Here is a 22,311-nt window from a genome sequence, read left to right as displayed (position 1 = left end):
GCCTGCATGCATGGTACTGGAGCGGTTTCACCTTGACCTGCCTGTCGATCCCGGACCGATTGCCGCTGGCACTGTGTTGTGACGCCTTGCCATGACTTGGCCATGTCGCGTCGTCACGCCTTGTTCCAGCGGCAATCCGCCTCGGCCTCGACCAGGCCGGTCAGGGCGAAACCGCTCTAGCCTACTCCGTTGACCGCATTGTTGCAAAAACCTTGGTCAAGCAGTGACGGCATTCATGCATTTCTGCTATGCGCCGGATGCAATGCAGGTCTTGTCTTGCGCCATCGCATTTGGCGTATATTTTCCGCATGCCGGGCAAGGACCGAAAACAACGGCGGACATTCAGAACAGTACTGGAGACAATCATGAAGGCAAGCAAGTATCTGAGCGCATGGGCATGCGGCGTGGCACTGGCCGCTTCGGCATTTGACGCGCTGGCGCAGGAAAAATGGCCGTCCAAGAACATCAACTATATCGTTCCCTTCGCCGCCGGCGGCACGACCGATGTGCTGGGGCGCCTGATCGCCAGCAAGCTGGGCCCGGCGCTGGGCGCGGTGGTGGTGGTTGAAAACCGGCCTGGCGCCGGCGGCAACATCGGTTCCGACTTCGTTGCCAAGGCCGCACCCGACGGCCATACCCTGGTCGGCGGCACCATCAGCTCGCATGCGATCAATGTCAGCCTGTACTCGAAGATGCCCTATGACCCGGTCAAGAACTTCCAGCCGGTCACCCTGATCGGTACCTTGCCGAACGTGCTGGTGGTCAATGCCAACAGCCCTTACCGCAGCGTGCAGGATGTGATCGCGGCCGCCAAGGCCAAGCCGGAAGCCGTCAACTATGCCTCGTCCGGCAACGGCACCTCGCAGCACCTGTCAGGCGCCTTGTTCCAGTCGATCACCGGCACCAAGATGGTCCATGTGCCGTACAAGGGCAGCGCGCCGGCGATGCAGGCCCTGCTGGGCGGCGAAGTGGATCTCGTGTTCGAAAACATCCTGGCCGCCGTGCCGCTGATCCAGTCCGGCAAGCTCCGCGCGCTCGGCGTCACTTCGGCCAAGCGCTCGTCGCAGTTGCCTGATGTACCGGCGCTGGCGGAAGCCGGCGTGCCGGGTTACGAGATCGTGTCATGGCAGGCCGTATTTGCTCCGGCCGGCACGCCGCAGCCGGTGGTGCAGCGCCTGTCCGCCGAGATCGCCAAGATCATCCAGGATCCGGAAATCAAATCGCGGCTGACGGCGCTGGGCGTCGAACCGTCGGGTGCGGGGCCGGCGGAACTCGGCAGCTTCCAGAAGGCCGAAGTGGCCAAGTGGGCGCAGCTCATCAAGACCGCCAACATCAAGGTCGAGTGAGGGGCGCCGCATACCCGTGCATGAGCGCGCATCGTCTGGCGTGCCGACATCAAACCTAACGAAGAATAGAGTTTCCATGAGTGAACGTCTGATACCAACCCCGGCGCTGCGGCAATGGGTCATCGACCTCTGGCTGGCCGCCGGCTCGAGCCCGCAGGAAGCGGCGCTGACCGCCGAACACCTGGTCGGCGCCAATCTCGCCGGCCACGATTCGCACGGCGTCGGCATGGTGCCGCGCTATGTGAATTCCTGGCTGGCGAATGAATTGCAGCTCAACCAGCATGCCGAGACCGTCACCGACGGCAGCACCATGCTGATGATGGATGGCCATCGCGGCATGGGACAGGCGGTGACCTACGAGGCCATGGAACTCTGCATTGCACGCGCACGCGAGCATGGCGTCTGCGTCATGGGCCTGCGGCATTCGCACCACCTGGGCAGGGTAGGGCACTGGGCCGAGCAGGCGGTGGCGGCCGGCATGATTTCGGTGCACTTCACCAACTCGGTCAGCAAGCCGATCGTGGCGCCGCACGGCGGCACGCAAGGGCGGTTCGTCACCAATCCGTTCACGGTCGGCGTCCCGGTCAAGGGCCGCGAACCGGTGATCCTCGATTTCGCGACCAGCGCCATCGCGCTGGGCAAGGTGCGGGTGGCGCATAACAAGAAAGTCAGCGTGCCGCCCGGCTCGCTGCTCGACGCGCAGGGCATGCCCACCGATGACCCCGGCGTCATGTTTCCTGCGGCCGGAAGCGCGCCCGGCGCATTGCTGCCCTTCGCCGGCCACAAGGGTTATGCGCTGGCGATGGTGTGCGAACTGCTGGGCGCCGCGCTGATCGGCGGCGAAACCACGCGGCCGCAGTACCTGACCATGAAGCATGCGATCTGGAACAACATGCTCACCATCGTGTTCGATCCCCGCAAGATGGGAACCGGCGACGTGTTCGGCGAGGAGTTCAATGCCTTTGTCGAATGGGTGAAGTCGGCGCCGCTGCAGCAGGGCAGCGAAGCCATCCTGATGCCGGGCGAACCGGAGAAGGCCATGCGCGAAGCGCGGGCGGGCGCCGTTCCAATCGATGAGGAGACGCTGGCGCAGATGGACCAGGCCGCCGCATCGGTGCTAGCGCAGCGCGGCAAATCGCCAGGGCCGTTATCGGCGCTGGCATTGCGCTGATTGGCATCGGGGCGCGGCAAATCGGGTTGAATACCTCGCCGCCGACAATTCGGCGGCTGCATTCACGGTGCGCAGCGGGCAGCCTCCGCCGTGTCGATCAATTCCGCACCCGGCCATTCGCCGCCGGCAACGCAGTCGACCACTTCTCCGCGTATGGTCTGGATGACGTTCCAGAGCTGCGCCACCGGCGGACGATTCTTGGCGGTCGCGATCGCCACGTCCCGCACCACTTCCGGATTGATCAGGCGAGCGGTGCGCAGGCGCCCCTGGGCGACCTCGGCGGCCACCGCGGCCTGCGGCAATATCGTGCATCCGCAGCGCTCCTCCACCAGGCGCTTGGTCACGCTGGTGGAGCCGTCGCATTCGAGCGCGATGTTCAATGCCGTACCGGCCCTGGATGCGAGGGATTCCGCCAGCAGACGCAATCCGTGCGGAGTGCTGGGAAGGATGAGCGGCAGTTCGCCGAGGCTGGCGATATCAAAGGTGTCGCCCTCGTGCGGATGATGCGCCGGCATCACCAGCCGCACCGGTTCCCGCAATAGCATGTCGACCTTCAGCCCGCCCGCATGCGCGGGCATGTAGAGGATGGCGATGTCGATCTCGCCGCTTGCCAGCCATTCGAGTATGTGAGTGCCCAGACCTTCGACGAAGCGCACGCGCGTCTCCGGGAACTGGGCTTTCAATGCGCGGCCGACGCGTCCAAAGGACATTCTCGCAATCGTCGGCTGTGCGGCGATCACCACCTGACGCGGCCCCTTCGAGGCATATTCATGCAATGCATGCCGCGCCTGCTGCAGGCTGGCCGCGACCTGCTTGGCCTGCTCCAGCAGCACCATGCCGGCCTCGGTAAGGACAACGCCGCGTCCGCTGCGATGGAACAGCCGTGCATGATAGGCGCCTTCGAGCCGCGCCATGTGCCGGCTCAGCGTCGAGGGATCGGTACCCAATTCCAGCGCCGCACGCGAAAAACTGCCGGTCGCGGCGACACGGATGAAGTATTCGAGGTCATCGGAATTGATAGTCATGGGCTGGCGGCGATCATTGTTCGAATGCCGCCTTCATCATGGAAGACGGCGGATTGCGGATGCAGGCCTCATGATAGCCTGCATTTCCGATCCGCCGCGCCATGGCCGCCATAGGCCGTCAGGTGTTCTGGTCGTCAGGTCATTGCGCAGGAAAGCTCGGCATTCGCGGGAACCATCACAGCGGAGGAAACCGCGGGAATGGCGGAAGGAACGGAAGGAGCGACAAGCTCCAGCGCAATATCCGAGCGCGAACAATAAAGCTTGTCCTTGTTGATTTTCCCGACGGCTTCATAAACCTTGTCCCTGCACTCGGCGGCGTCGAGCCCATATCCGGTCACGCAAGCCAGGCGCCCCTGGCCGGAGGAGATTCCCGAAGGGTTTGTTCGGAAGATCGATCCGAAACACATGACGCCTTCGGTTTCGGGAAATGGGAGCTCAACCGGGGTTTCGTTTATCTCGGTGGGATAGCCGGGCGGCGCCACTGCGACGCTGATGGCGCATCCGTCACGCCATTTCAAGCGCAGGTCTTTTACGCTATCCTTGCCCGCCCTGTCGACTACATCAGAAAAATCCTCGTCGAGCAGCATGAGTATCGTTTCCCCTTCCGTGTCGCCCATGCGCGTGTTGTACTCGAGCACCCACGGGTCGCCCTTGTCGTCGACCATGATGCCGATGTAAAGAAATCCGCGATACTGCAAATTTTCCGCGCGCATGCCGCGCACGGTCGGTATCACGATTTCGTCCTGGATCTTTTTCTCGAGATCGGCGGTAAGCCAGGGTACGGGTGAATAGCTTCCCATGCCGCCGGTATTGGGACCTTCATCGCGGTCGCCGAAGCGCTTGTAATCCCTGACCGCGGCGAGCGGAACCCAATCGTTTCCATCCATCAGGATCGTGTAACTGACCTCTCGGCCGGCCACGAAGTCTTCAACGACGACGCGCGGCTTCTCTTCGTATTCCATCTGCGCAGCGAAGATTTCCAGATACGCCCTCATTGCCTGGCTCTTGTTCGTGACCACAATGGCGCTCTTGTCGCTCGACACACGCACGTCGGCCTTGAGGACAATCGGGTAGCGCGCCTTTTCCAACAACTTGCAGCCATCCGGAATGTTGGGGCTGACAATATGGCCAGGCGTGCGAATGCCGTGTCTCGCCATGAAACCCTTTCCGAACAGTTTCGAGCCTTCCAGTTCGAAGGCGGCCTTGGTGGCGCCGAGAATGGCCAGTCCCTTGTCGAGAAAAACATCCGCGACTCCGGATTGCATGAACGAGCTGTCACCTACCAGAGTGCAATCGATCCGATTGTCGATGGCGAACTGCGCGAGCTCTTCAAACGGATGCTTCGGAATCAGATGCACCTTTTCGGAGAACGCCATGGCCAGGTTGCCGCCACGGACGTAGACTGCCTCGACTTCGGGCGATTGCGCCAGCTTCCATGCATAAGCATGCTCCCTTGCCTCATGGCCGACTATCAGATAACGTTTTGCCATTGGATTCCCTCCTCCGATTGTTTGCGCGATTCGCTTCTTCGATGCTCGGTTTGCTTAATGAATTTGACTTGAAAATCGAAAGGCGCCCGTTTGATGAGCAACCTGCGGACGTCAGCAGCCCGACGTCCGCCGGCGCACGGGCGGCTGATTGTTATACCGGGCCGGGAGGAGCCACGTTGACAGAAATCTGGTCAGGATTACTGCTTTGATCGGGTGCAGGATTGTTCTTCCCTTCAGCCTTCAATCCCAGCTTGTCAGCTAGCTGCTGCTCCTCCGGAGTCAGAGGCTGACCGCTCTGGATTTTTTCCAGAAGCTTCTTCAGCAGTTCTTCCAGGGAGCCGCCGCTGCCGCCGCCCGCTTTCTTCTCGTCGCCACCGCCCCCGGATTTCTCAGTGCCTTTCTCAGGGCTTTTCTCCGCCTTTTCGGGCATCAATTCACCGAGACGCTTCTGAAGCTCGGCAAAGGCCATTTCCTTGTCCTGGCCTGTGCTGTTCTGCCAGTGCTTTACAAGGTCGGGGGTCGGCATTGTCGCAAGTTCTTCCTGTGACTTTGGCGCGCTCTGCTGAGAGCCCGGCACCTGGAAGTTGCTCTGGCTGCTATTTACGTTGCCACTAACTGGGCCCATTGTTTTTTCCTTTCAATCGCATTCGGTTATATGGTGACTGCAATCGGATGCAGTGCTTATGTGTGGCGGGACGGGATCAATCGGTTCCCCTAGGGCCTGTTCACACTTCCTTCGGGAGTGCGAAGGCACCGTAGGCGTTGCAGGGCTAGACACGGCGACGCGTCGTAGAGGTGCTACGGCAGGGAGGACTCGGCGTCCCTCGTAACGTCGCCACGCGCCGCCGTGAATATGCGTTTTGATGCGAACGCATCTCCCGAATCAAGTGCGAGAACGCTCTGAGAATCGGGTCGGCGGTGGATTGAGTGCCAACTTGGCAGTTCACCCGTCGCACTCGCATGAGAATGGAATCGAAAAGAAAAAAGGCGGCCCGCGGGCCGCCAAAACTGATTTCAGGAGGATCTTGCTGACGGAGCGGGCCGAGGCAAGGCACCGCTCCGCGAGTTGCCGGCTTATTTCTGATTGATGCCGGCACGGTTGCCGGAACCGTGCTGGTATGTCGTGGCAACGTGGCCGTTGCCGTTCTGTGCGATCACGGAGTAGTTGCGGGAGAAGCCAGTACCGATCTGGGTGGAAGTTGCGTGGTTCTTGTTGCCAGCTTGCGTGATGAGCGAATCGCTGTTGAAGCCGCTCTGATTGGCGCGGGCGTAGTTCTCGTCGCCGGTCTGCTTGACGAGGGCGTCATTGCTCAGGCCGGACTGATCGGTGTAGGCACGGTTGGCATTGCCATTCTGCTTGATGGTTGCGCCCAGATCGCCGCCGCCCGACTGCGTTGCATTGGCGTAGTTGTTGCTGCCGCTCTGTTCAACGCTGATATCGCTGAGCGCTACGAAGCTTTGCGAGGCATAGGCACGGTTGCCGCTGCCAACCTGGACCGTATCGATGCTCGAGCCGGAGCTCCATGTCTGCGACAGGCTAGCAAAGTTGCCGTTGCCGTCCTGGTAGGCTTTGGCAGATACACGGCTGCTGTTGGACTGGTCGATGGCTGCATCGTGGTTGTTGCCATCTTGGTGGATGATTGCCGAAGCACCCAGAGCAATCGAAGTCTGCTCGATGCGAGCGTCGTTGTCGTTGCCGTGCTGGTAGATGGTGCCTGTGGCGAATGCGGTCGAGGTTTGACGCAGGCCTGCATCGTTACGGTTGCCAAGTTGCTCGATGTAAGCGGTGGAGCCTGTGGTGTTCTTTTGCAGGATGCCGCCTGTTCCGCCTGTTGGTCCCTGCTGATTGCCCGCAGAGTTGCCACGGCCGTCCTGGAGGGTGCGGGCTGTCGAACCGGTTGCGTTATCCTGTGCGGTGAATGCATCGTTGCTGGAGCCGTACTGGGTGATATGTGCCTCGGACGCGACTGCTGCGCCGGTTGCAAAGGCCATCGAGATTGCGAGAGCGATAGTTTTGAAGTTGGCTTTCATTGGAATACCCTTTTTATAAGTTGAGTTTGTGTTAGGGGGAACATGTATTAATGAAGCAGCGCCCCTTTATCGCTGGTTCATTGACGCATACTGGTTGTTGCCGTACATCTGGATCATTCCTTGCAAGCCATTCCCCGACTGCTGGATGCTGGCCCTGTTGCCTGTACCCGACTGCAATACTTCTGCTGCATTTCCAGAACCCGACTGTGAAATGTCGGCCTGATTCCTGTATCCGCTTTGTGATGCCCAAGCCATGTTGTTGGCGCCTGACTGAATAATGACCGCCATGTTTTCCGTTCCCTGCTGGCTGAGAGCCGCCGAGTGGCCGCGTCCGTGCTGGGCGATGTTGCCGATATTCGAGATGCCTTGCTGGTTGATCGTTGCACGGTTGATTGCGCCGAACTGCTCGACCGTCGCGGTGTTGTAATTGCCGTGCTGCGAGACGGCGGCGCGATGATTCGCGTTGCCCGCCAGGTCCAGGTCCGCCCCGGCCAGTTCATGTCCCGCAAGATCGGTGGATGCAATCACGATCACGGGTAACAGGATGGCCGCCAGTGACATCATGCTGAATGTTTTCTTCATCTCATCGTCCTCATCGCGCGTTGATTGGCTGCAATACGTGCCTGCTCAGGAGTGGAGCCCGCCCAGTCCTCCTCATTCATCTCGACTGCGGCAACCTGTTCGGGAGCCAGGTGCCTGGCGTTCTCATCCCAGTATTTCTTCAGGATCGGATGGTTGACATCATTGGGATTCTTGAGCGACCAGGAGCGGCTCTTGATCCCGCTTGCCACCAGATGCATGACCGCCGCTTCAATCGCCTCGGCCACGCAGAGCTGCGCCGGTTCGTTGCGTGTCATGCCGGCCTCGAACTCCACCAGATCCTTGAAGTTGACGAACTTGAACACGCTCGGGCGAACTTCATAGGAGTAGATCGTCTTTGTGGTCGAGATGCTGTGAATGATTTCACCGTTGCGGCTGTTCACCGCGCGCACATTCACGGTCACCTGATCCACCCGGTATTGGGTCGACAGGCCAACGCCGAGATATTTCGCGCCCACGCCGCCGGTGCGCACATTGCTCTCGTAAGCCACGACACCGCCCTCCAGGATCAGGGAAGCCGAGAGCAGGGAAGGAACATTGATCTTCTCTGCGTCGGCAGCCTGCGGCGTTTCCAGCGCGCGGATGATCTTGCGTTCGGTGAGCAGGTTCTGCAGGTTTTCACGCTCGACCGGTATGAACCAGCCGGAATCCTTCAGTGTCTTGACCAGCAGTGCCGTGCCGCCCTGGGTCACCGCAGTCGAGAAGGAACTGTCGGGCGCCGGCTTGTATTGCCCGGTCTGGTCGCGGAATCCGTAGACTGCCACCGCAATGCGGCCCGCCGGTTCGGGAAGCTGGCTCAGTTCCCTCGCAACCGGAGACGCCGGAGTCAGATGCGCATTGCCGCGCACCTCCGCCGGCGGATGCGATACTGCGCATCCCGACAGGATCAGAGCCGCCATGATTGCGGACAGGGAGAGGATCGATCTTTCGCGTTTCATTTGCCCACCACGAAAGAAGACGATGCACCGGTCACCTTGTCCGTCGTGGTGACGGTCAGCGAACCCCCACCCGTATCGATGACATTGATGCGGAAATTCCCTGTCTCTATGTTTCCGGGAACCAGTTGACCGTTGTTCAGGATCTTGGAAGTCGCGGAACTGGCCAGCTGGCTGAGCACCGCGCGTTCAAGGCTTTCGTTGAACTGGTTGAGCGGGTCCTGGGACGCTGCGCCGAAGGCCTTCGCCTCGGGATCCTTGTGCTTGTTCGTCGCTGACGCCGTGCCGAGCAGTACGCTGCCGTACAAAGGACTTCCGCCGAACGATGGATTAATCGGCACATAAACGAGTTCGGTGGCTTGCGCGGTCAGGGTCGTAAGCGCGGCAAGCGCGCAGCCGATCCCCACCATGCCTTTAATGCATGTCGGTTTCATGACTTCTCCCTGGTGATGCTTTTAAACTCTTGAACGCTTTTAAATTTCTTCTTTTGCGAGGTCGCTGTCGACCAATGTGGCTTGTTCCACTTCTGTGCTGACAATCGCTTCCTGAACAACCGATGCCGCTTCGCTCCCCAGCTTTCTGATCTGTTCCCGCGACGGAGGAAGATTGGTCTGGAATACTTTTGTCCGGCTGTATTCAACCCAGACAAGGTTTCCCAGCCGTGCCGAAGGCTGCTCCCTGACAATCACGATGACCCGCTCGCTGAGCGGCGAATCCCGCCACGCCGCAGAGAAATGGCGGAAGAAATCCTGTCCCCCCACCGTTATCGTCTGATTCAGCACGACGCCCGACGAGGGATCCGGCGCGGCCTTCACGACATCACCGGCATGCGCCACGCCTGTCCAGACGGTCGCAACGGCGATGACCGCTGCCATCTTCCAACCGGCTCGTGCACTGCTGGGCATCGCGTTTCCCCCTCGGTTATTAGTTATATCTTGTAACTTAAATTTACAATTAGTTACTTGGGTGATGCGTATATTCACATTTCCATCAGTAACGAATTTGAGAAAAATCATGTTGAATTCGTTTTCCAAATTACAATTTTTTCTTTCCTTAAGGTAACAAATTAAGAAACATTTCCACCCCGTAATAATGGCTTTCGGCAATGTTTCATCGCAGGGACGAACAGCGCATTTTTTATAAATTAAATTAATTGTTTATAAGATTAAGAAGCGACTCGAGTTCAGAGTGCGGTACGGAATGCGGGAATTATTGCGGATGGCTGATGGAGGAACGGCAAGATGGCGGCATGACTGTCAATGCCTGATGCGGGAGCACGGTGGTTGACATAACTGGTTGCTGATGCTGCTTCGAACCGCTCGGCATGGCACCAACATTAATCTTGTTCTTGATTCTCTCCGGATCGCATGTGGATAGGATGTTGGCCAACAATCCTGAATAATTAATAATGCGATTATTAATTATTTTATTAGCCGGATTTCTAAAGTTTAAATATATCGTTTCGTGTCCATGCCGGACTTGCGCTCGGGATGGGGCGGACCGATCGGACGGCAGGTCCGGGACGCCGCCTTTAGCGAGTGGCCAAATTGTCGCCTCGCCGGCATTGGCTTCCGGACGGGTGATCAAAAGTCACTTTGAAAGTCACTTCGCGCGGAGCGAACGCGGCGGTGGGGAAGATGGAACGTGGAAGGCGGCGCGGCTCGAAGAGAGCGCCGCCATGGGAAAACGAATTATTTGGCGAGAGCCTCGGAGACCGGTGAAGCGTCGGGCACGGTGATTTCCCGGTATTCCCGATAAATCCCTCCACCGGATACGCTGCCGCTGACCGTGCCTTCGCCCAGCGTGCGGCGCCGGCATAGTTCCTGGTCGGTCGTGGGCAGGGCCTGGCAGCGAGCGAGCGCATTGCGTTGATACTCGTCGTTCCTGCCCTCAGGAAGTTGTCCCGACCGCACTTCCGCGCGCGCCGCCGCCGCTTCCCTCAGGCAGGCGGACCGCGATTCGGGTTCGGCTATCAACGCGCAGGCTGCGCGATCCGCCTCGTAGCGTGCCGCCGCGGAGTCGTTTTTCCCTGCCTGTGCGGATGCTTCAATTGCGGTTGCCATGCCGAGCACTGCCAAGGCGAATGAGATTTTGCGGAAAGGCATCATGACAAGCTCCAAGGTTTAACAGGTTCCGGATTTTCCAGGCGGCGATGAAGCGTGCCGGCTGCCTCCATGCTGGCTGGATTGCCGCTTTCATTTGACGCTTCCATGTTAGCGTGCTTCCCTGCGCCGGCCTTGATCCTCCGCCATTTCCCGACGATTGCCCGCGTACCATGCCGGCGATCAGTGCGAATCATCGCGGCTCCCGCTGCGGATGCAAGGAATCCAGCGCCTGCCTGCCCACCGCGGGATCATCCGTAAAGAAGCCGTCGATCCCGGTTGCCAGGAACGTCCGGATTTCCGCCGCAAGATTTCCGCGCTGCGAGGGTGACGATGGATCACCGGTGCGCAGCTCTGCGGGCAGGAAGGGATTTTCCGGGCGGAAGGTATAGGGATGAACCAGCAGTCCTGCCGCGTGTGCATCCCGCACCAGCGTCGTTGGCGCGGCGGACTTGTTGCCGGCGCCCCGCGGTATCACCATGTCCTTCGAGGGTCCGATGCCGTCGGCGTAGCTTGCCACCTCGCGCAGGCCGCGCGGACTCGCAAGATCGGCATAGGTCCGCCTGTCACCCGACAATCTGAAGTCCTCAGGCCTTCCTCGGGAAGCCAGCAGCTGCACGACGGAGAGGTCGGTCAGCGCCCGGATGTCCTTCAGGCTGGACACCTCGAACGACTGCAGAAAAACCGGCGCCGTTCTGCCGCGATAGCCGCTCGCGTGCAGGGTATCGACCAGGCGTTTTTCCATCGGCAGCCCGATCGACTTGAAGTGGCTCGGATGCTTCAGTTCCAGATAAAGGCCCACGGTACGTCCTTTCTCCCTGGACATGCGCTGTGCAAGATCAATCACTTCCTGCAGCGCCGGAATCTGAAAGAGCCCGTCGTAGCGGGTGTTGTCCGGACGGTTTGCCGGGATGCGTTCCCTTGCCCTGAGCGTCTTCAGCTCCGCCAGCGTGAAGTCCTCGGTGAACCATCCGGTAACGGACAGGTTGTCGATCAGCCTGGTGGTTTTGCGGGAGGCGAATTCCGGTCTGCCTGCGACATCGGTCGTGCCCGATATCTCGTTTTCATGACGGGCGACGAGGATGCCGTCGCGGGTGCTCACCAAGTCGGGCTCGATGATATCGGCGCCATCTTCCACGGCTTTGGCGTAGGCTTCGAGCGTATGTTCAGGAAGCAGGGCGCTTGCACCCCGATGTCCGATCACGACGACGGCAGGCAGCCTGCCGTGCGCGAGATCCGCATCCGCTGCGAGCGGTATGGAAGGCTGCATGAATAACGGTCCGGCGATCAGCGCGATGCGCCATGGGTATCTCATCGATCTTTCCTTTCCCGGATGCTGTGTCTGTCTTATTGATCAACCTGAAAAATGGTGCATTGTTCAGGCCGCTGATCTCACCCTCTACCCCCTGGAAGAAGGCCGGGGCGAGGAGAGCCGGCCCCACATATTTTCAGACCGGATCCATAAGCATGCATGAACTTCATTATCCACCGGGCTCGCAGCGAGTCGATGCCGATTCGGTGCCGCGCCCGGCCGAGGCATTTCATGGTTGATGCCGAAATGGAAGCCACAAATGGATGAATAGACATATTTTTGTGCGTAACGGAAAAGTTTCCCGGCATCCTTTGCGGTATCCTCGATTCCAGAGCGCTTCCTCGAAAATGGCCTCGAATCCGCCATGAATCCTTGAAGTGCGCCAGATTTCTGCTCCGAAAACCTGCCGAGCGCCAGATACTTACCCATAATTCACTGAAAGATTGGAGCAAAGCTCATGGAATTTCATTTTCCTGGCGGTGGCAAAGTTGCACTGTCCATTGTCATCGCATTGCTGGCAGGCGGCTGTGCCGGCCTGCAGCATGAACAGCAGGGAACACCGCGCAAGGAAACCGTTTATGCGGTGACGGCGACCAATCAGCTGGTGAAGTTCAACGCCGGCCAGCCCGGCATGATCCTGTCCCGGCAGCCACTTGCCGGCCTGCAGAGCGGCGAGGTTCTGCTCGGCATCGATTACCGCGTTGCCAAGGGCTGGCTGTATGGACTGGGAAGCAGCGGCAGGCTCTATCGCATCAATACCGGCAACGCCACCGTGACGCTGATGGGCAGCGGCGCGATTGCCGTCATGCCGGCCGGCGCCGAAATCGGCTTCGATTTCAATCCGACGGTTGACCGGATCAGGGTGGTCGGCAACAGCAAGGGCGAAAACATGCGCCTGCATCCGGATACCGGCGCGGTCGTGGACGGCGACGCCAATACGCCCGGATTGCAGGTGGACGGCACGCTGGCCTATGCAGCCGGCGATGCGCATGCGGGCCAGCCGCCGGGAATCGCCGCCGCCGGGTACACCTACAACAAGCAGGATGAAAAACTCACAACGAATTTCGCAGTCGATGCCCTGCACGGCACGCTGGTAACCCAGGGCAGCCGCGAAGGCAGGACGCCTGCGGTATCGCCAAACACCGGCCAGCTGTACACGGTGGGCGCACTGGGCACCGGCCCAATCGAGAAAGTGTCTTTCGACATCGCCGATGTATCGGGAGCAGCCTTCATGGCCGCCAGCAGACCGGGCGAGGCGAAGTCGTCCTGGTATGAAGTCAATCTCGACAGCGGCAAGGCGACGCGCATCGGCGCGATCGGCACGGCGGAACGCGTGGTCGGCATCGCCATCGAGCCCTGAGCGGACAGCCCTCCGGCGCGTGTCAGGGGATCGCCCCGCACACGCGCCAAAACCATGGCAGCGGCTTATCGCATGTTCGAGCTGCATCCCTGGCCCGGGACGATAAGACATGTCTTATGGACGGAGTGATATGGAGGTGGAAGGAAGAAGTCGGTATATTTCCTCCCGGCAATTAATGCGCATGAATTGAACGGCGCTCTTCCGATCCTCCTTCATTCTGTACACATGGCAAATCCAACATCGATACGGCCGGATCAGTCACAACTCCAATTCCTCGCCTTCAAGCTCGGCGAGGAAGAGTACGGCCTCAACCTCCTCAAGGTGCAGGAAATCCGCGGTTACGATACCGTCACCGCGATCGCGAACGCACCCGACTTCATCAAGGGCGTCATCAACCTGCGCGGCGTCATCGTGCCGGTCATCGACATGCGCATCAAGTTCAGGCTGGACTCCTGCCTGTATGACGCGTTCACCGTGGTCATCATTCTCAATGTCGGCCGGCAGACGATCGGCATGGTGGTGGACGCGGTATCCGACGTCATCACCTTTCAGCCGCAAGACATCAAGCCGGCGCCGGAGATGGGCACCGTCCTCGACACCAATCATTTGATCGGCCTGGGCACGTCGGGCGAACGGATGCTGATCCTGGTTGACATCGACATGCTGATGTCTTCCCAGGACATCGGTATCGTCACCCGCCTCGCTGCCTGATAACGCCTCCGGCCCAAACCCCGCCGGAGCGCATACGTTTTTGGAAGGAATAAGCATGTTTACATCGATGAAGGTCGGCACACGACTGCTGCTTGGATTTATCACGCTGACACTGATCGGCGCCATCGTCGCCGGCATCGGCATCTACAATATGGGCCAGCTCAACGACAAGGCCGATGATCTCTACCGCACTGAATTGCTCGGACTGTCTTATGTGAAAGAGGCGAATGTGGAGGTGATGGATATCGGGCGCGGGCTGCGCAGCGCCATGCTGTCTTCCACTCCAGAAGAACGCGCCCGGTTCGCTGCCGCAGTCCAGAAAAACATCACCGAGCTGAAAGACAATCTCGACCTTGCCAGGCCGCTCTTTACTTCCCCCAACGGCAAGCGGCTGTTCACGGAACTGGAAGGCGAACTCAAGGCCTATGTGCCGCTCGTTGAAGAAGCGCTGAAGAAGATCAACGCCGAGGCGCTGCTGGAGAACCGTGTCGCCGTTGAATACCTGTTCAAGACGGTGTCGCCGATCGCCAACGCGGTCGACGTCAAGATGAGCGAAGTGGCCAGGAACAAGGAAACGCGCGCAGAGCGGGCGTCCGGGGAAAGCCAGGAATTGTACGAAAGCAGCCGCAGCCTGATGATCATCCTGGTGGTGCTCAGCGTGCTGACCGGCATAGGCATGGGCATCCTCATTACCCGCAGTCTGACGCGCCAGCTCGGCGGCGAGCCGGCGTATGCGGCGCACATTGCAGAGCGCATTGCGGCTGGCGACCTGACGGTGGCGGTGAACCTCAAGCCGGGTGACCGCGGCAGCATGCTGCATGCGATGCGCGGCATGCGCGACAGTCTGGCCAGGATCGTCGGTGAAGTGCGTAGCGGCACGCAGGCGATCGCTTCGGCATCGAACCAGATCGCAGCCGGCAACATGGATCTGTCATCCCGCACGGAAGAACAGGCCAGCTCGCTGGAAGAGACCGCTTCCTCGATGGAAGAGCTGACTTCCACCGTCAAGCAGAACGGCGACAACGCGCGCCAGGCCAACCAGCTCGCCGTCTCCGCGTCGGAGATCGCCGGCAAGGGCGGCGCGGTGGTGGCCCAGGTCGTCGATACCATGGGCTCGATCAATGAGTCGGCCCGCAAGATCGTGGACATCATCAGCGTCATCGACGGCATTGCCTTCCAGACCAATATTCTCGCGCTGAACGCGGCGGTGGAGGCGGCACGGGCCGGCGAGCAGGGCAGGGGCTTCGCGGTGGTCGCGTCGGAGGTGCGCAACCTGGCGCAGCGCTCGGCATCGGCAGCCAAGGAAATCAAGGCGCTCATTGATGATTCGGTGGAAAAGGTGGACTCCGGCGCCAAACTGGTCGACCAGGCCGGGCGGACGATGAGTGAGATCGTCGACAGCGTCCGGCGCGTCACCGACATCATGAGCGAAATCGCAGCCGCAAGCCAGGAGCAGACCGCGGGCATCGAGCAGATCAACCAGGCCATCAGCCAGATGGACCAGGTGACGCAGCAGAATGCTTCGCTGGTCGAGGAAGCCGCCGCCGCATCGGAAGCCATGCAGGGACAGGCCGGCAAGCTCGCCGATATGGTCAGCGTCTTTACCGTCGATGCATCGGCCGCGAGCCCGATGCAGGCCGTGCCAAGCGTACCAGCCGCACCGGCGGCGCGGACCGCGATCCCGGGTGCCAGGGCAGCCGCATTGCCGGCGGCCCGTCATCAGAAGCCGGCATTGTCTTCCGCCGGTTCGGATGACTGGGATGAGTTCTGAGCAAGCCATGCGCTGATGGACTGCGGCGCTGCGCATCGGCAGGTCAGCCCATCGCCGCATCGCTGCATCAACGCGCAATGACCCTTGACTGTCGCACCTTGCGCTTCAGTTGCAGGATGCCATAGATCAGCGCCTCGGCTGTCGGCGGACAGCCGGGCACATAGACATCCACCGGGATGATGCGGTCGCAGCCGCGCACTACCGAATAGGAATAGTGGTAGTACCCGCCGCCGTTGGCACAGGTGCCCATGGAAATCACGTATTTGGGTTCCGGCATCTGGTCATACACCTTGCGCAGTGCCGGCGCCATCTTGTTGGTCAGCGTGCCGGCCACGATCATCAGGTCCGCCTGGCGCGGACTGGCCCGCGGCATGATGCCGAAGCGGTCCATGTCATAGCGCGATGCGGCTGCCTGCATCATTTCTACCGCGCAGCAGGCCAGCCCGAACGAGAGATACCAGATGCTGTTGCTGCGCGCGCCGGCGAGCAGCGCATCCACGGTGGTCAGCAGGTAGCCGTCGGTTTCCAGCGAGGGAGCATTCATGTCGGTTTCCTTGGTTGAGACCGGAAACCTTAAACGCAACGCGGTGCAAAAGATTGTACCGACACGACATGGCTGCCCGATGCCTGCCGCCAGCGGGATTGCGCATCATTCAAGCCGGCGCACGAGCAGCGTGAGCCGGCTGAGATTTCCGGCAGGCTCAGGTCATGGCGGCCGACAGCGGCGCTTCGGCGGTGATGGGCGAGTAGTCCCCGTAGCCGTCGGGCCAGGACGTCAGGACTTCGAAGCCGCTTTCCGTCACCGCCACCATGTGTTCCCACTGCGCGGACAGGGAGCGGTCCTTCGTCACCACCGTCCAGCCGTCCGCCAGCTGCTTCGTTTCCGGTTTGCCCGCGTTGAGCATCGGCTCGATGGTGAAGATCATGCCGGGCTCAAGCACCAGGCCGGTGCCTGGCCGTCCGAAGTGCAGCACTTGCGGCTTGTCATGATAAATGGTCCCGATGCCATGGCCGCAGTATTCGCGAACGACGCTGAATCCTTCCTGGTGCGCGACAGTCTGGATGGCATGGCCGACATCGCCCAGCGTCGCGCCGGGTCGCACCGCAAGAATGCCGGCGCGCATCGCCTCGTAGGTGGTGCGCACCAGCCGCCTGGCAAGTATCCCCGCCTCGCCGACAAAATACATGCGGCTGGTATCGCCGTACCAGCCGTCCTTGATGACCGCGACGTCGATGTTGATGATGTCGCCATCCTTCAGGCGCTTGTCCGAGGGTATGCCATGGCAGACGACATGGTTGACCGAAACGCAGACCGTCTTCGGAAAGCCGCTATAACCCACGTTGGCGGGAATGGCTTTCAGTTCATTGACGATGTAATCATGGCAGATCCCGTCGAGTTCATCGGTGCTGATCCCGGGCCTGACATGCGCCCCGATCATCCTCAGCACATCCGCCGCCAGTGCGCCCGCGCGCCGCGCCATCCCGACCTCCGCCTCGGAACGCAGGGAAACCTTGCCCCTTGTCGTCATGCTGCCTCCGGCTCGGCAACGGGCTGGACGGCTGGCGAGACGAGTTCCCCGGATTGTTGCGCCTGAATCAGCAGCTGGCAGATCTCGCCATAGCTGAGCTTGGGATTGAGTTCGGCCAGCATCCCGACCCGCAGCCAGTGTTCGGCCTGCGCATTGATGGAGCGGCTGAGCGCAGCGCTGGTGGAGCGCAGGTTTTCATGCATCTGCTCGGAGATTTTCAGGATTCCCATGGTTTCGGCTTATATATGGTTTGTAGTCGGTTCGTATACTAACATGGGATCGGGCCGATTGCCCGATTGCCTCATTACCCGGTGGCCCGGCGGCTCAGTCGAGGAAGGACGGCAGCTCCGAGGCATTGAACTGCCACAGCCGATAGATGGAATCCTCCTCCTGCCTCGACTTGAGGAAGCGGCCGGGGGTGTCGCCGACAAACTGGCGGAAGTCGCGAATGAAATGGGCCTGGTCGACGTAATGGGCATCGACGGCGATGCGCGCCATGTTCATGCCGGCCGGCGATCCGGAGAGCAGGGGCGCAAGGACTGTGGAGAAGCGCGCCAGCCGCCGGTAGTCGCGCAGCGGCATGCCATAGTTGACAAGGAACCGGCGTTCCAGTTGCCGCGTGCCGAGCGACAGTCCATCCGCCAGGTCGGCGGCCGGCATCAGCAGCCGCTCAAGTCCAAGCCGCGGCAGTGTCGGTTCCCGCCTGCGCCCGTCACGCAGGCACCGCAGCAGGAAAGATTCCGCGGCATCGACCACATCATGCACCTGCCTTGCTGTAAAGACTTCTTCCATCCACCGTGCAGCGGTTCCAGGTGAAAGCGCGTCGCACAGCGCCACGATGCGGTCGCGGAAGAGATTGGCCGGCATGCCGAAGCAGGAGGAAAAGCCGGACGGGCGGAAGGTGATGCCGACGAAGCGGCTGCCGATGTCGACGCTGAACCTGCGCGGCATCAGGCACGGGCCGGTTATGAAGGCTTGCGGCATCGTCTCCACCGATGCCTCACCGATCAGGGATGCTCTTCCCTGCAAATAAATGACGAGCTGTACGTCGGGCGTTGCCGGCAGGTGGCTGCCCATGCTGGAAAATTCCCCGACCATGATGTTGCGGACATGCGGGCGCAGCGCGGGCGAAGGCAGGATGACATGGCGCATCATGATGCCGCGCCCTCCCTGCCGCTCACGGACGACAGGCAACCTCCCCTTCCGGCTTGCCGCTCGATCATGTCTTCCGTGCCTCCTCGTACGCGGGAAGCTGGTCGGCGAACCTTAGCCATTGCAGCTTGCTGCGTACATAGGTGTGATCCTTCGGGGACAGCCGGTCCGGCTCGTCAAGGCTGGACATCGTCACATCGATTTCATCCGGCGTGCCGTCGTTCTCGAACGTGAGCTGCGTTCCGCAGTCGGGACAGAAGCTGCGTGTGCCGAAGGCGGTCGAGCGGAAGCGGACGGGCGTGCCAGAGACGAGCCGGAATTCCGCTCGCCGAACGCTGAACCATGTCACCAGGGGCGCTCCCGACGTGCGTCTGCAGATCTCGCAATGACAGCTCGTCTCATGGAAGGGGATGCCATCCGCTTCATAGCGCACCCTTCCGCAGAAACATCCGCCGCTCAGCATCGCTTCCTCCCAGCGGCATGGTCCGCCAGGCACAGAGGAGCAAGGCATAGCGGTGAAAACAGCGGTTTCCTGGCTGGCATCGGGATTCCCGGCATGGTCATGCTCCTTGGTGCGCTGCACATGTCGGCAGCAGGTAAGACTCCTGATTTTACACAGACGGGCCATTCCGGGTTCAAGCCGCCGGCGGATTTCCGGAATGCAATCCAGGCTTCAAAGTCATGGACCTTACTGGCGAGTAAGCTGCTCCGGCGGCTTGCGATTACGCGTTGCGCACCGCGGATATTCTCTGCGGTTCCTGCAAAGGCCCAACGCCGGCAGCGCGATTCTCGAATGCAAGCAAGGAATCCCCGCCTCAGAATTTTTTTCTTCGCCTGCGCGGGAATCAAATTTCCTGTGCTAGTATTTTTCACGTTACTCGCGAGTAGAAAATAAAACAGCCGCGAACAACGCTCACAATCCGGAACAAGCATCGATGCGCTGCATAAAAAGAGGAGACAGGCTTGCAGGCAGTAGCGAATGATTCCATTCTCGACGTGCGCGGCGTCACGCTGCAGTTCGGCGGCGTCAAGGCGCTGGATAACGTCAGCTTCAGCGTCGCCGAGGGCAGCATTACGTCCGTGATCGGTCCCAACGGGGCGGGCAAGACGTCGGTGTTCAATACCATCTCCGGTTTCTACAAGCCGGCGGCCGGAGACATCCTGTTCCGAGGCAAGAGCCTGTCCGGCGTGGCGCCGCCCAGGCGCGCGGCGCTCGGCATGGCGCGCAGCTTCCAGAACATCGCGCTGTTTCGCGGCATGACGGTGCTCGACAATATCAAGCTCGGCCGCCACTGCCACCTGAAGACCGGACCGCTGTCGGCCCTGTTCTTCACCCCCCGCGCAAGGCGCGAAGAAGAGCAGCTGCGCCAGGAGATCGAGGAACGCATCATCGACTTCCTGGAGATTGACCATATCCGCAAGGCGCCGGTAGCCTCCCTGTCCTACGGCTTGCAAAAGCGCGTCGAACTGGCCCGGGCGCTGGCGATGAAGCCGCAGATCCTGCTGCTCGACGAACCGGTTGCCGGCATGAACCGGGAAGAGACGGAAGACATGGCCCGCTTCATCCTGGAGGTGCGGCGCGAGTGGGGCGTCACCATCCTGATGGTCGAGCATGACATGAGCATGGTGATGGACCTGTCCGACCATGTCGTGGTGCTCAATTTCGGGCAGGTGATCGCCAGCGGCATTCCCGCCGAGGTGCAGGCCAATCCGGAAGTGATTCGCGCCTACCTCGGTTCCGGCGACGTGCATGCGCTGCGGGCGAGATACAAGAAGACGGGAGCCGATGCGGCGGGGCAGGGCGGCAAGACGGGAGGTAAAACAGGCATCCGGAGCGCGGCATGAACTTCGACTGGCTCTTCTTCTTCGAGATTTCCCTCGCCGGCCTCGGCACCGGCGGATTGTACGGCCTGACCGGGCTGGCCTTCGTCATCATCTACAAGGCCACCCGGGTGGTCAACCTGGCGCTCGGCGACATGCTGATGGCGGGCGCCTACCTGTTCTTCGCCTTCTCGGCGGGTGCCGGCCTGCCGATCTGGCTGGCGGTGCCAGCGGCCCTGGCGGCCATGGGCGTGCTCGGCATGGTGCTGGAACGCACGGTGATACGGCCGATGCTGGGCGAGTCGCCGATCGCCTCCTTCATGGTCACGGTCGGGCTGTCTTCCATTCTCGTCGGCCTGGTGGAACTGATCTGGACCGCCGACCAGCGCCGCCTGCCGGAATTCTTCCCCTCGGCGCCGATACGAATCGGCGAAGCCTTCCTCGCGCCCAAGATCTTCTACGGCTTCTGGGTCGCAGTGGCGCTGATCGCCGCGGTGCTGCTGGTCTTTCGCTACTGGCGCGGCGGCGTCGCGCTGCGCGCCACCGCATCGGACCAGGCCGCGGCCTATTCGATGGGCATCAACGTGCCGCGCGTGTTTTCGCTGGCATGGAGCTTCGCCGCGGTGATCGCCGGCGTGGCCGGCATCGTGGTCGGCGCGATCGGCGGCATTTCCTCGACCATGGGCGTGTTCGGCCTGTCGGTGCTGGTGGTGGTGATCTTCGGGGGTCTCGACAGCGTGGCCGGCGCGCTGGTCGGCGGCCTCATCATCGGACTCATCGAGGCCTGGGCCGGCGCCTATCTCGGCGGCGAATACAAGCTGCTCGCCACCTTCATTCTGCTAGTGGTCATCCTGCTGATCCGGCCCTACGGCCTGTTCGGCACCCATGAAATCGAGAGGCTGTAATGCGCATCGGATCCGCCAAGGAAAGCTACGCCGCCGACGAGGCCTTGTTCGACAGCGCCACGCAGCGCGCATGGCTGATTGCGCTGATGGTGCTGCTGGCCGCGTTTCCCTTCTTCGCCGGCGAATACTGGCTCTATCTCGCCTGCCTGGTTGCCATCAACATCGCCAGCACCACCGGACTGAACCTGCTCACCGGCTACACCGGCCTGGTCAGCCTCGGACAGGCGGCATTCATGGGGCTCGGCGCCTATACCGTCGCCATCCTGCAGATCCGCTTCGGCACGCCTTTCCTGCTCAACCTGCTGGCCGGCGGCGTGGTGGCGATGATCGGCGGCATCATCGTCGGCCTGCCCTCCCTGCGCGTGAAAGGCCTTTATCTCGCCATCGCCACCATCGCGGCGGGTTTCATCACGCACTTCGCCTTCTCGCACTGGGCCAGCCTGACCGGCGGCACCGGCGGCCTTGCGGTGCCGCCGGCGCAATTGTTCGGCCTCGCGCTCGACACCTCGTTCCGCCTGTACTGGGTGATCATGCCGCTCACCATCCTGATGCTGTTCGGCGCGGCCAACCTGTTCCGCACCCGCATCGGCCGCGCCTTCATCGCCATCCGCGACCGCGACATCTCGGCCGGCGTGCTCGGCATCCCGCTGCTGCGCTACAAGCTGATGTCGTTTGCGCTGTCGTCGTTCTATGCCGGCGTGGCCGGCGGCATGTTCGCTTACTTCTTCCGCATCGTGACGCCGGAAAGCTTCCCGCTCATCATGTCGATCTTCTTCCTCGCCGCCGTCATCGTCGGCGGCATGGGCACGATACGCGGCGGCATCTTCGGCGCGGTCTTCATGACCATGGTGCCGGAACTGCTCAAGATCGTCATCGGCTGGCTGCCGATTTCCAGCAACACCACCCTGATCCTGTCGCCGGTCCGCACCATCGTGTTCGGCCTGCTGATCGTTCTGTTCCTGATCTTCGAACCGCACGGACTGGCCGAAATCTGGCGCCGCGTCCGCCGCACTTTCCACCTGTGGCCATTCCGGACATAGGGCACAACAA

23 protein-coding genes are annotated in these 22,311 nt (G+C 61.1%); 8 read left to right on the top strand and 15 right to left on the bottom strand.

All coding sequences use genetic code 11. From position 1 onward, the window contains the following. Positions 1–365 precede the first annotated feature (365 nt). Together FH061_RS04905 and FH061_RS04900 are read left to right on the top strand one after the other, a co-directional pair. Positions 366–1,346 (top strand): Bug family tripartite tricarboxylate transporter substrate binding protein, encoded by a 981-nt coding sequence (locus FH061_RS04905; RefSeq protein ID WP_151633547.1) that lies wholly within the window; start codon positions 366–368, stop codon positions 1,344–1,346. Positions 1,347–1,422: 76 nt separating this feature from the next. Beyond that, positions 1,423–2,517: a malate/lactate/ureidoglycolate dehydrogenase gene (locus FH061_RS04900; RefSeq protein WP_151633545.1), complete on the top strand. Its 1,095-nt coding sequence runs from the start codon at positions 1,423–1,425 to the stop codon at positions 2,515–2,517. Between the two features lie 62 nt (positions 2,518–2,579). On the opposite strand, the gene FH061_RS04895 is transcribed toward FH061_RS04900, so the two are convergent. The 10 genes from FH061_RS04895 to FH061_RS04850 form a co-directional block, all read right to left on the bottom strand. Next, a complete protein-coding gene (locus FH061_RS04895) occupies positions 2,580–3,542 on the bottom strand; it encodes a LysR family transcriptional regulator (RefSeq protein ID WP_151633543.1) in 963 nt (320 codons plus the stop codon). A gap of 134 nt (positions 3,543–3,676) precedes the next feature. Beyond that, positions 3,677–5,032 carry a phosphoribosylamine--glycine ligase gene (gene purD / locus FH061_RS04890; protein ID WP_151633541.1) on the bottom strand — a complete coding sequence of 452 codons (1,356 nt, stop codon included), beginning with the start codon at positions 5,030–5,032 and terminating at the stop codon, positions 3,677–3,679. Positions 5,033–5,183: 151 nt separating this feature from the next. Further along, a complete protein-coding gene (locus tag FH061_RS04885) occupies positions 5,184–5,558 on the bottom strand; it encodes a hypothetical protein (RefSeq protein WP_151633539.1) in 375 nt (124 codons plus the stop codon). Between the two features lie 548 nt (positions 5,559–6,106). Next, complete coding sequence (locus tag FH061_RS04880) at positions 6,107–7,063, bottom strand: hypothetical protein (protein ID WP_151633537.1); 957 nt, start codon at positions 7,061–7,063, stop codon at positions 6,107–6,109. 66 nt (positions 7,064–7,129) lie between these two features. Further along, positions 7,130–7,645 (bottom strand): curlin, encoded by a 516-nt coding sequence (locus tag FH061_RS04875; protein ID WP_151633535.1) that lies wholly within the window; start codon positions 7,643–7,645, stop codon positions 7,130–7,132. Then, the gene (locus FH061_RS04870; RefSeq protein WP_151633533.1) at positions 7,642–8,601 is read right to left on the bottom strand and encodes a CsgG/HfaB family protein; all 960 of its coding nucleotides are present in this window, start codon (positions 8,599–8,601) and stop codon (positions 7,642–7,644) included. The genes FH061_RS04875 and FH061_RS04870 overlap by 4 nt, the downstream gene beginning before the upstream one ends. Beyond that, positions 8,598–9,032, bottom strand: coding sequence for a curli assembly protein CsgF (locus tag FH061_RS04865; RefSeq protein ID WP_225984486.1), 435 nt, complete (start codon positions 9,030–9,032; stop codon positions 8,598–8,600). The genes FH061_RS04870 and FH061_RS04865 overlap by 4 nt, the downstream gene beginning before the upstream one ends. A 39-nt stretch (positions 9,033–9,071) precedes the next feature. Further along, positions 9,072–9,614, bottom strand: coding sequence for a CsgE family curli-type amyloid fiber assembly protein (locus FH061_RS04860; protein ID WP_192804912.1), 543 nt, complete (start codon positions 9,612–9,614; stop codon positions 9,072–9,074). Positions 9,615–10,289: 675 nt separating this feature from the next. Continuing rightward, positions 10,290–10,661 carry a hypothetical protein gene (locus FH061_RS04855; RefSeq protein WP_151633529.1) on the bottom strand — a complete coding sequence of 124 codons (372 nt, stop codon included), beginning with the start codon at positions 10,659–10,661 and terminating at the stop codon, positions 10,290–10,292. A 232-nt stretch (positions 10,662–10,893) separates the two neighbouring features. Continuing rightward, the gene (locus tag FH061_RS04850; protein WP_151633527.1) at positions 10,894–12,015 is read right to left on the bottom strand and encodes a glycerophosphodiester phosphodiesterase; all 1,122 of its coding nucleotides are present in this window, start codon (positions 12,013–12,015) and stop codon (positions 10,894–10,896) included. Between the two features lie 454 nt (positions 12,016–12,469). Between FH061_RS04850 and FH061_RS04845 the strand changes: the two genes are divergently transcribed. The 3 genes from FH061_RS04845 to FH061_RS31605 all read left to right on the top strand — a co-directional run bounded on the left by FH061_RS04845 (position 12,470) and on the right by FH061_RS31605 (position 15,854). Continuing rightward, positions 12,470–13,372 carry a DUF4394 domain-containing protein gene (locus tag FH061_RS04845; RefSeq protein WP_151633525.1) on the top strand — a complete coding sequence of 301 codons (903 nt, stop codon included), beginning with the start codon at positions 12,470–12,472 and terminating at the stop codon, positions 13,370–13,372. 225 nt (positions 13,373–13,597) lie between these two features. Next, positions 13,598–14,083: a chemotaxis protein CheW gene (locus tag FH061_RS04840; RefSeq protein WP_151633523.1), complete on the top strand. Its 486-nt coding sequence runs from the start codon at positions 13,598–13,600 to the stop codon at positions 14,081–14,083. Positions 14,084–14,138: 55 nt separating this feature from the next. Further along, positions 14,139–15,854 carry a methyl-accepting chemotaxis protein gene (locus FH061_RS31605; protein WP_151633521.1) on the top strand — a complete coding sequence of 572 codons (1,716 nt, stop codon included), beginning with the start codon at positions 14,139–14,141 and terminating at the stop codon, positions 15,852–15,854. 67 nt (positions 15,855–15,921) lie between these two features. Here FH061_RS31605 and FH061_RS04830 read toward each other — a convergent pair whose 3' ends face one another. From FH061_RS04830 to FH061_RS04810, 5 genes are all read right to left on the bottom strand, one after another. Then, the gene (locus FH061_RS04830; RefSeq protein ID WP_151633519.1) at positions 15,922–16,398 is read right to left on the bottom strand and encodes a NuoB/complex I 20 kDa subunit family protein; all 477 of its coding nucleotides are present in this window, start codon (positions 16,396–16,398) and stop codon (positions 15,922–15,924) included. 157 nt (positions 16,399–16,555) lie between these two features. Beyond that, positions 16,556–17,383 (bottom strand): type I methionyl aminopeptidase, encoded by an 828-nt coding sequence (gene map, locus FH061_RS04825; protein WP_151633517.1) that lies wholly within the window; start codon positions 17,381–17,383, stop codon positions 16,556–16,558. Next, positions 17,380–17,613: a ParD-like family protein gene (locus FH061_RS04820; RefSeq protein WP_151633515.1), complete on the bottom strand. Its 234-nt coding sequence runs from the start codon at positions 17,611–17,613 to the stop codon at positions 17,380–17,382. The genes map and FH061_RS04820 overlap by 4 nt, the downstream gene beginning before the upstream one ends. 94 nt (positions 17,614–17,707) lie before the next feature. After that, on the bottom strand, positions 17,708–18,577 hold the full coding sequence (locus FH061_RS04815; protein WP_151633513.1) for a helix-turn-helix domain-containing protein: 870 nt from the start codon (positions 18,575–18,577) through the stop codon (positions 17,708–17,710). A gap of 25 nt (positions 18,578–18,602) precedes the next feature. Further along, positions 18,603–18,998: a GFA family protein gene (locus tag FH061_RS04810; protein WP_151633511.1), complete on the bottom strand. Its 396-nt coding sequence runs from the start codon at positions 18,996–18,998 to the stop codon at positions 18,603–18,605. A gap of 500 nt (positions 18,999–19,498) precedes the next feature. On the opposite strand from FH061_RS04810, the gene FH061_RS04805 reads away from it, so the two are divergent. From FH061_RS04805 to FH061_RS04795, 3 genes are read left to right on the top strand one after another with little or no spacing between them, the layout of a single operon-like run. Continuing rightward, positions 19,499–20,380 (top strand): ABC transporter ATP-binding protein, encoded by an 882-nt coding sequence (locus FH061_RS04805; protein WP_151633509.1) that lies wholly within the window; start codon positions 19,499–19,501, stop codon positions 20,378–20,380. Then, positions 20,377–21,261: a branched-chain amino acid ABC transporter permease gene (locus tag FH061_RS04800; RefSeq protein WP_151633507.1), complete on the top strand. Its 885-nt coding sequence runs from the start codon at positions 20,377–20,379 to the stop codon at positions 21,259–21,261. Before FH061_RS04805 ends, FH061_RS04800 begins: the two co-directional genes overlap by 4 nt. After that, a complete protein-coding gene (locus FH061_RS04795; RefSeq protein WP_151633505.1) occupies positions 21,261–22,301 on the top strand; it encodes a branched-chain amino acid ABC transporter permease in 1,041 nt (346 codons plus the stop codon). The genes FH061_RS04800 and FH061_RS04795 overlap by 1 nt, the downstream gene beginning before the upstream one ends. Positions 22,302–22,311 lie beyond the last annotated feature (10 nt).

Origin of the sequence: Noviherbaspirillum aerium (genome assembly GCF_008929045.1) — a bacterium.
GTDB classification, from domain to species: domain Bacteria; phylum Pseudomonadota; class Gammaproteobacteria; order Burkholderiales; family Burkholderiaceae_D; genus Noviherbaspirillum; species Noviherbaspirillum aerium.
Note: the sequence above shows the minus strand (reverse complement) of the source record. Positions and strands in the feature narration are given on the sequence as shown.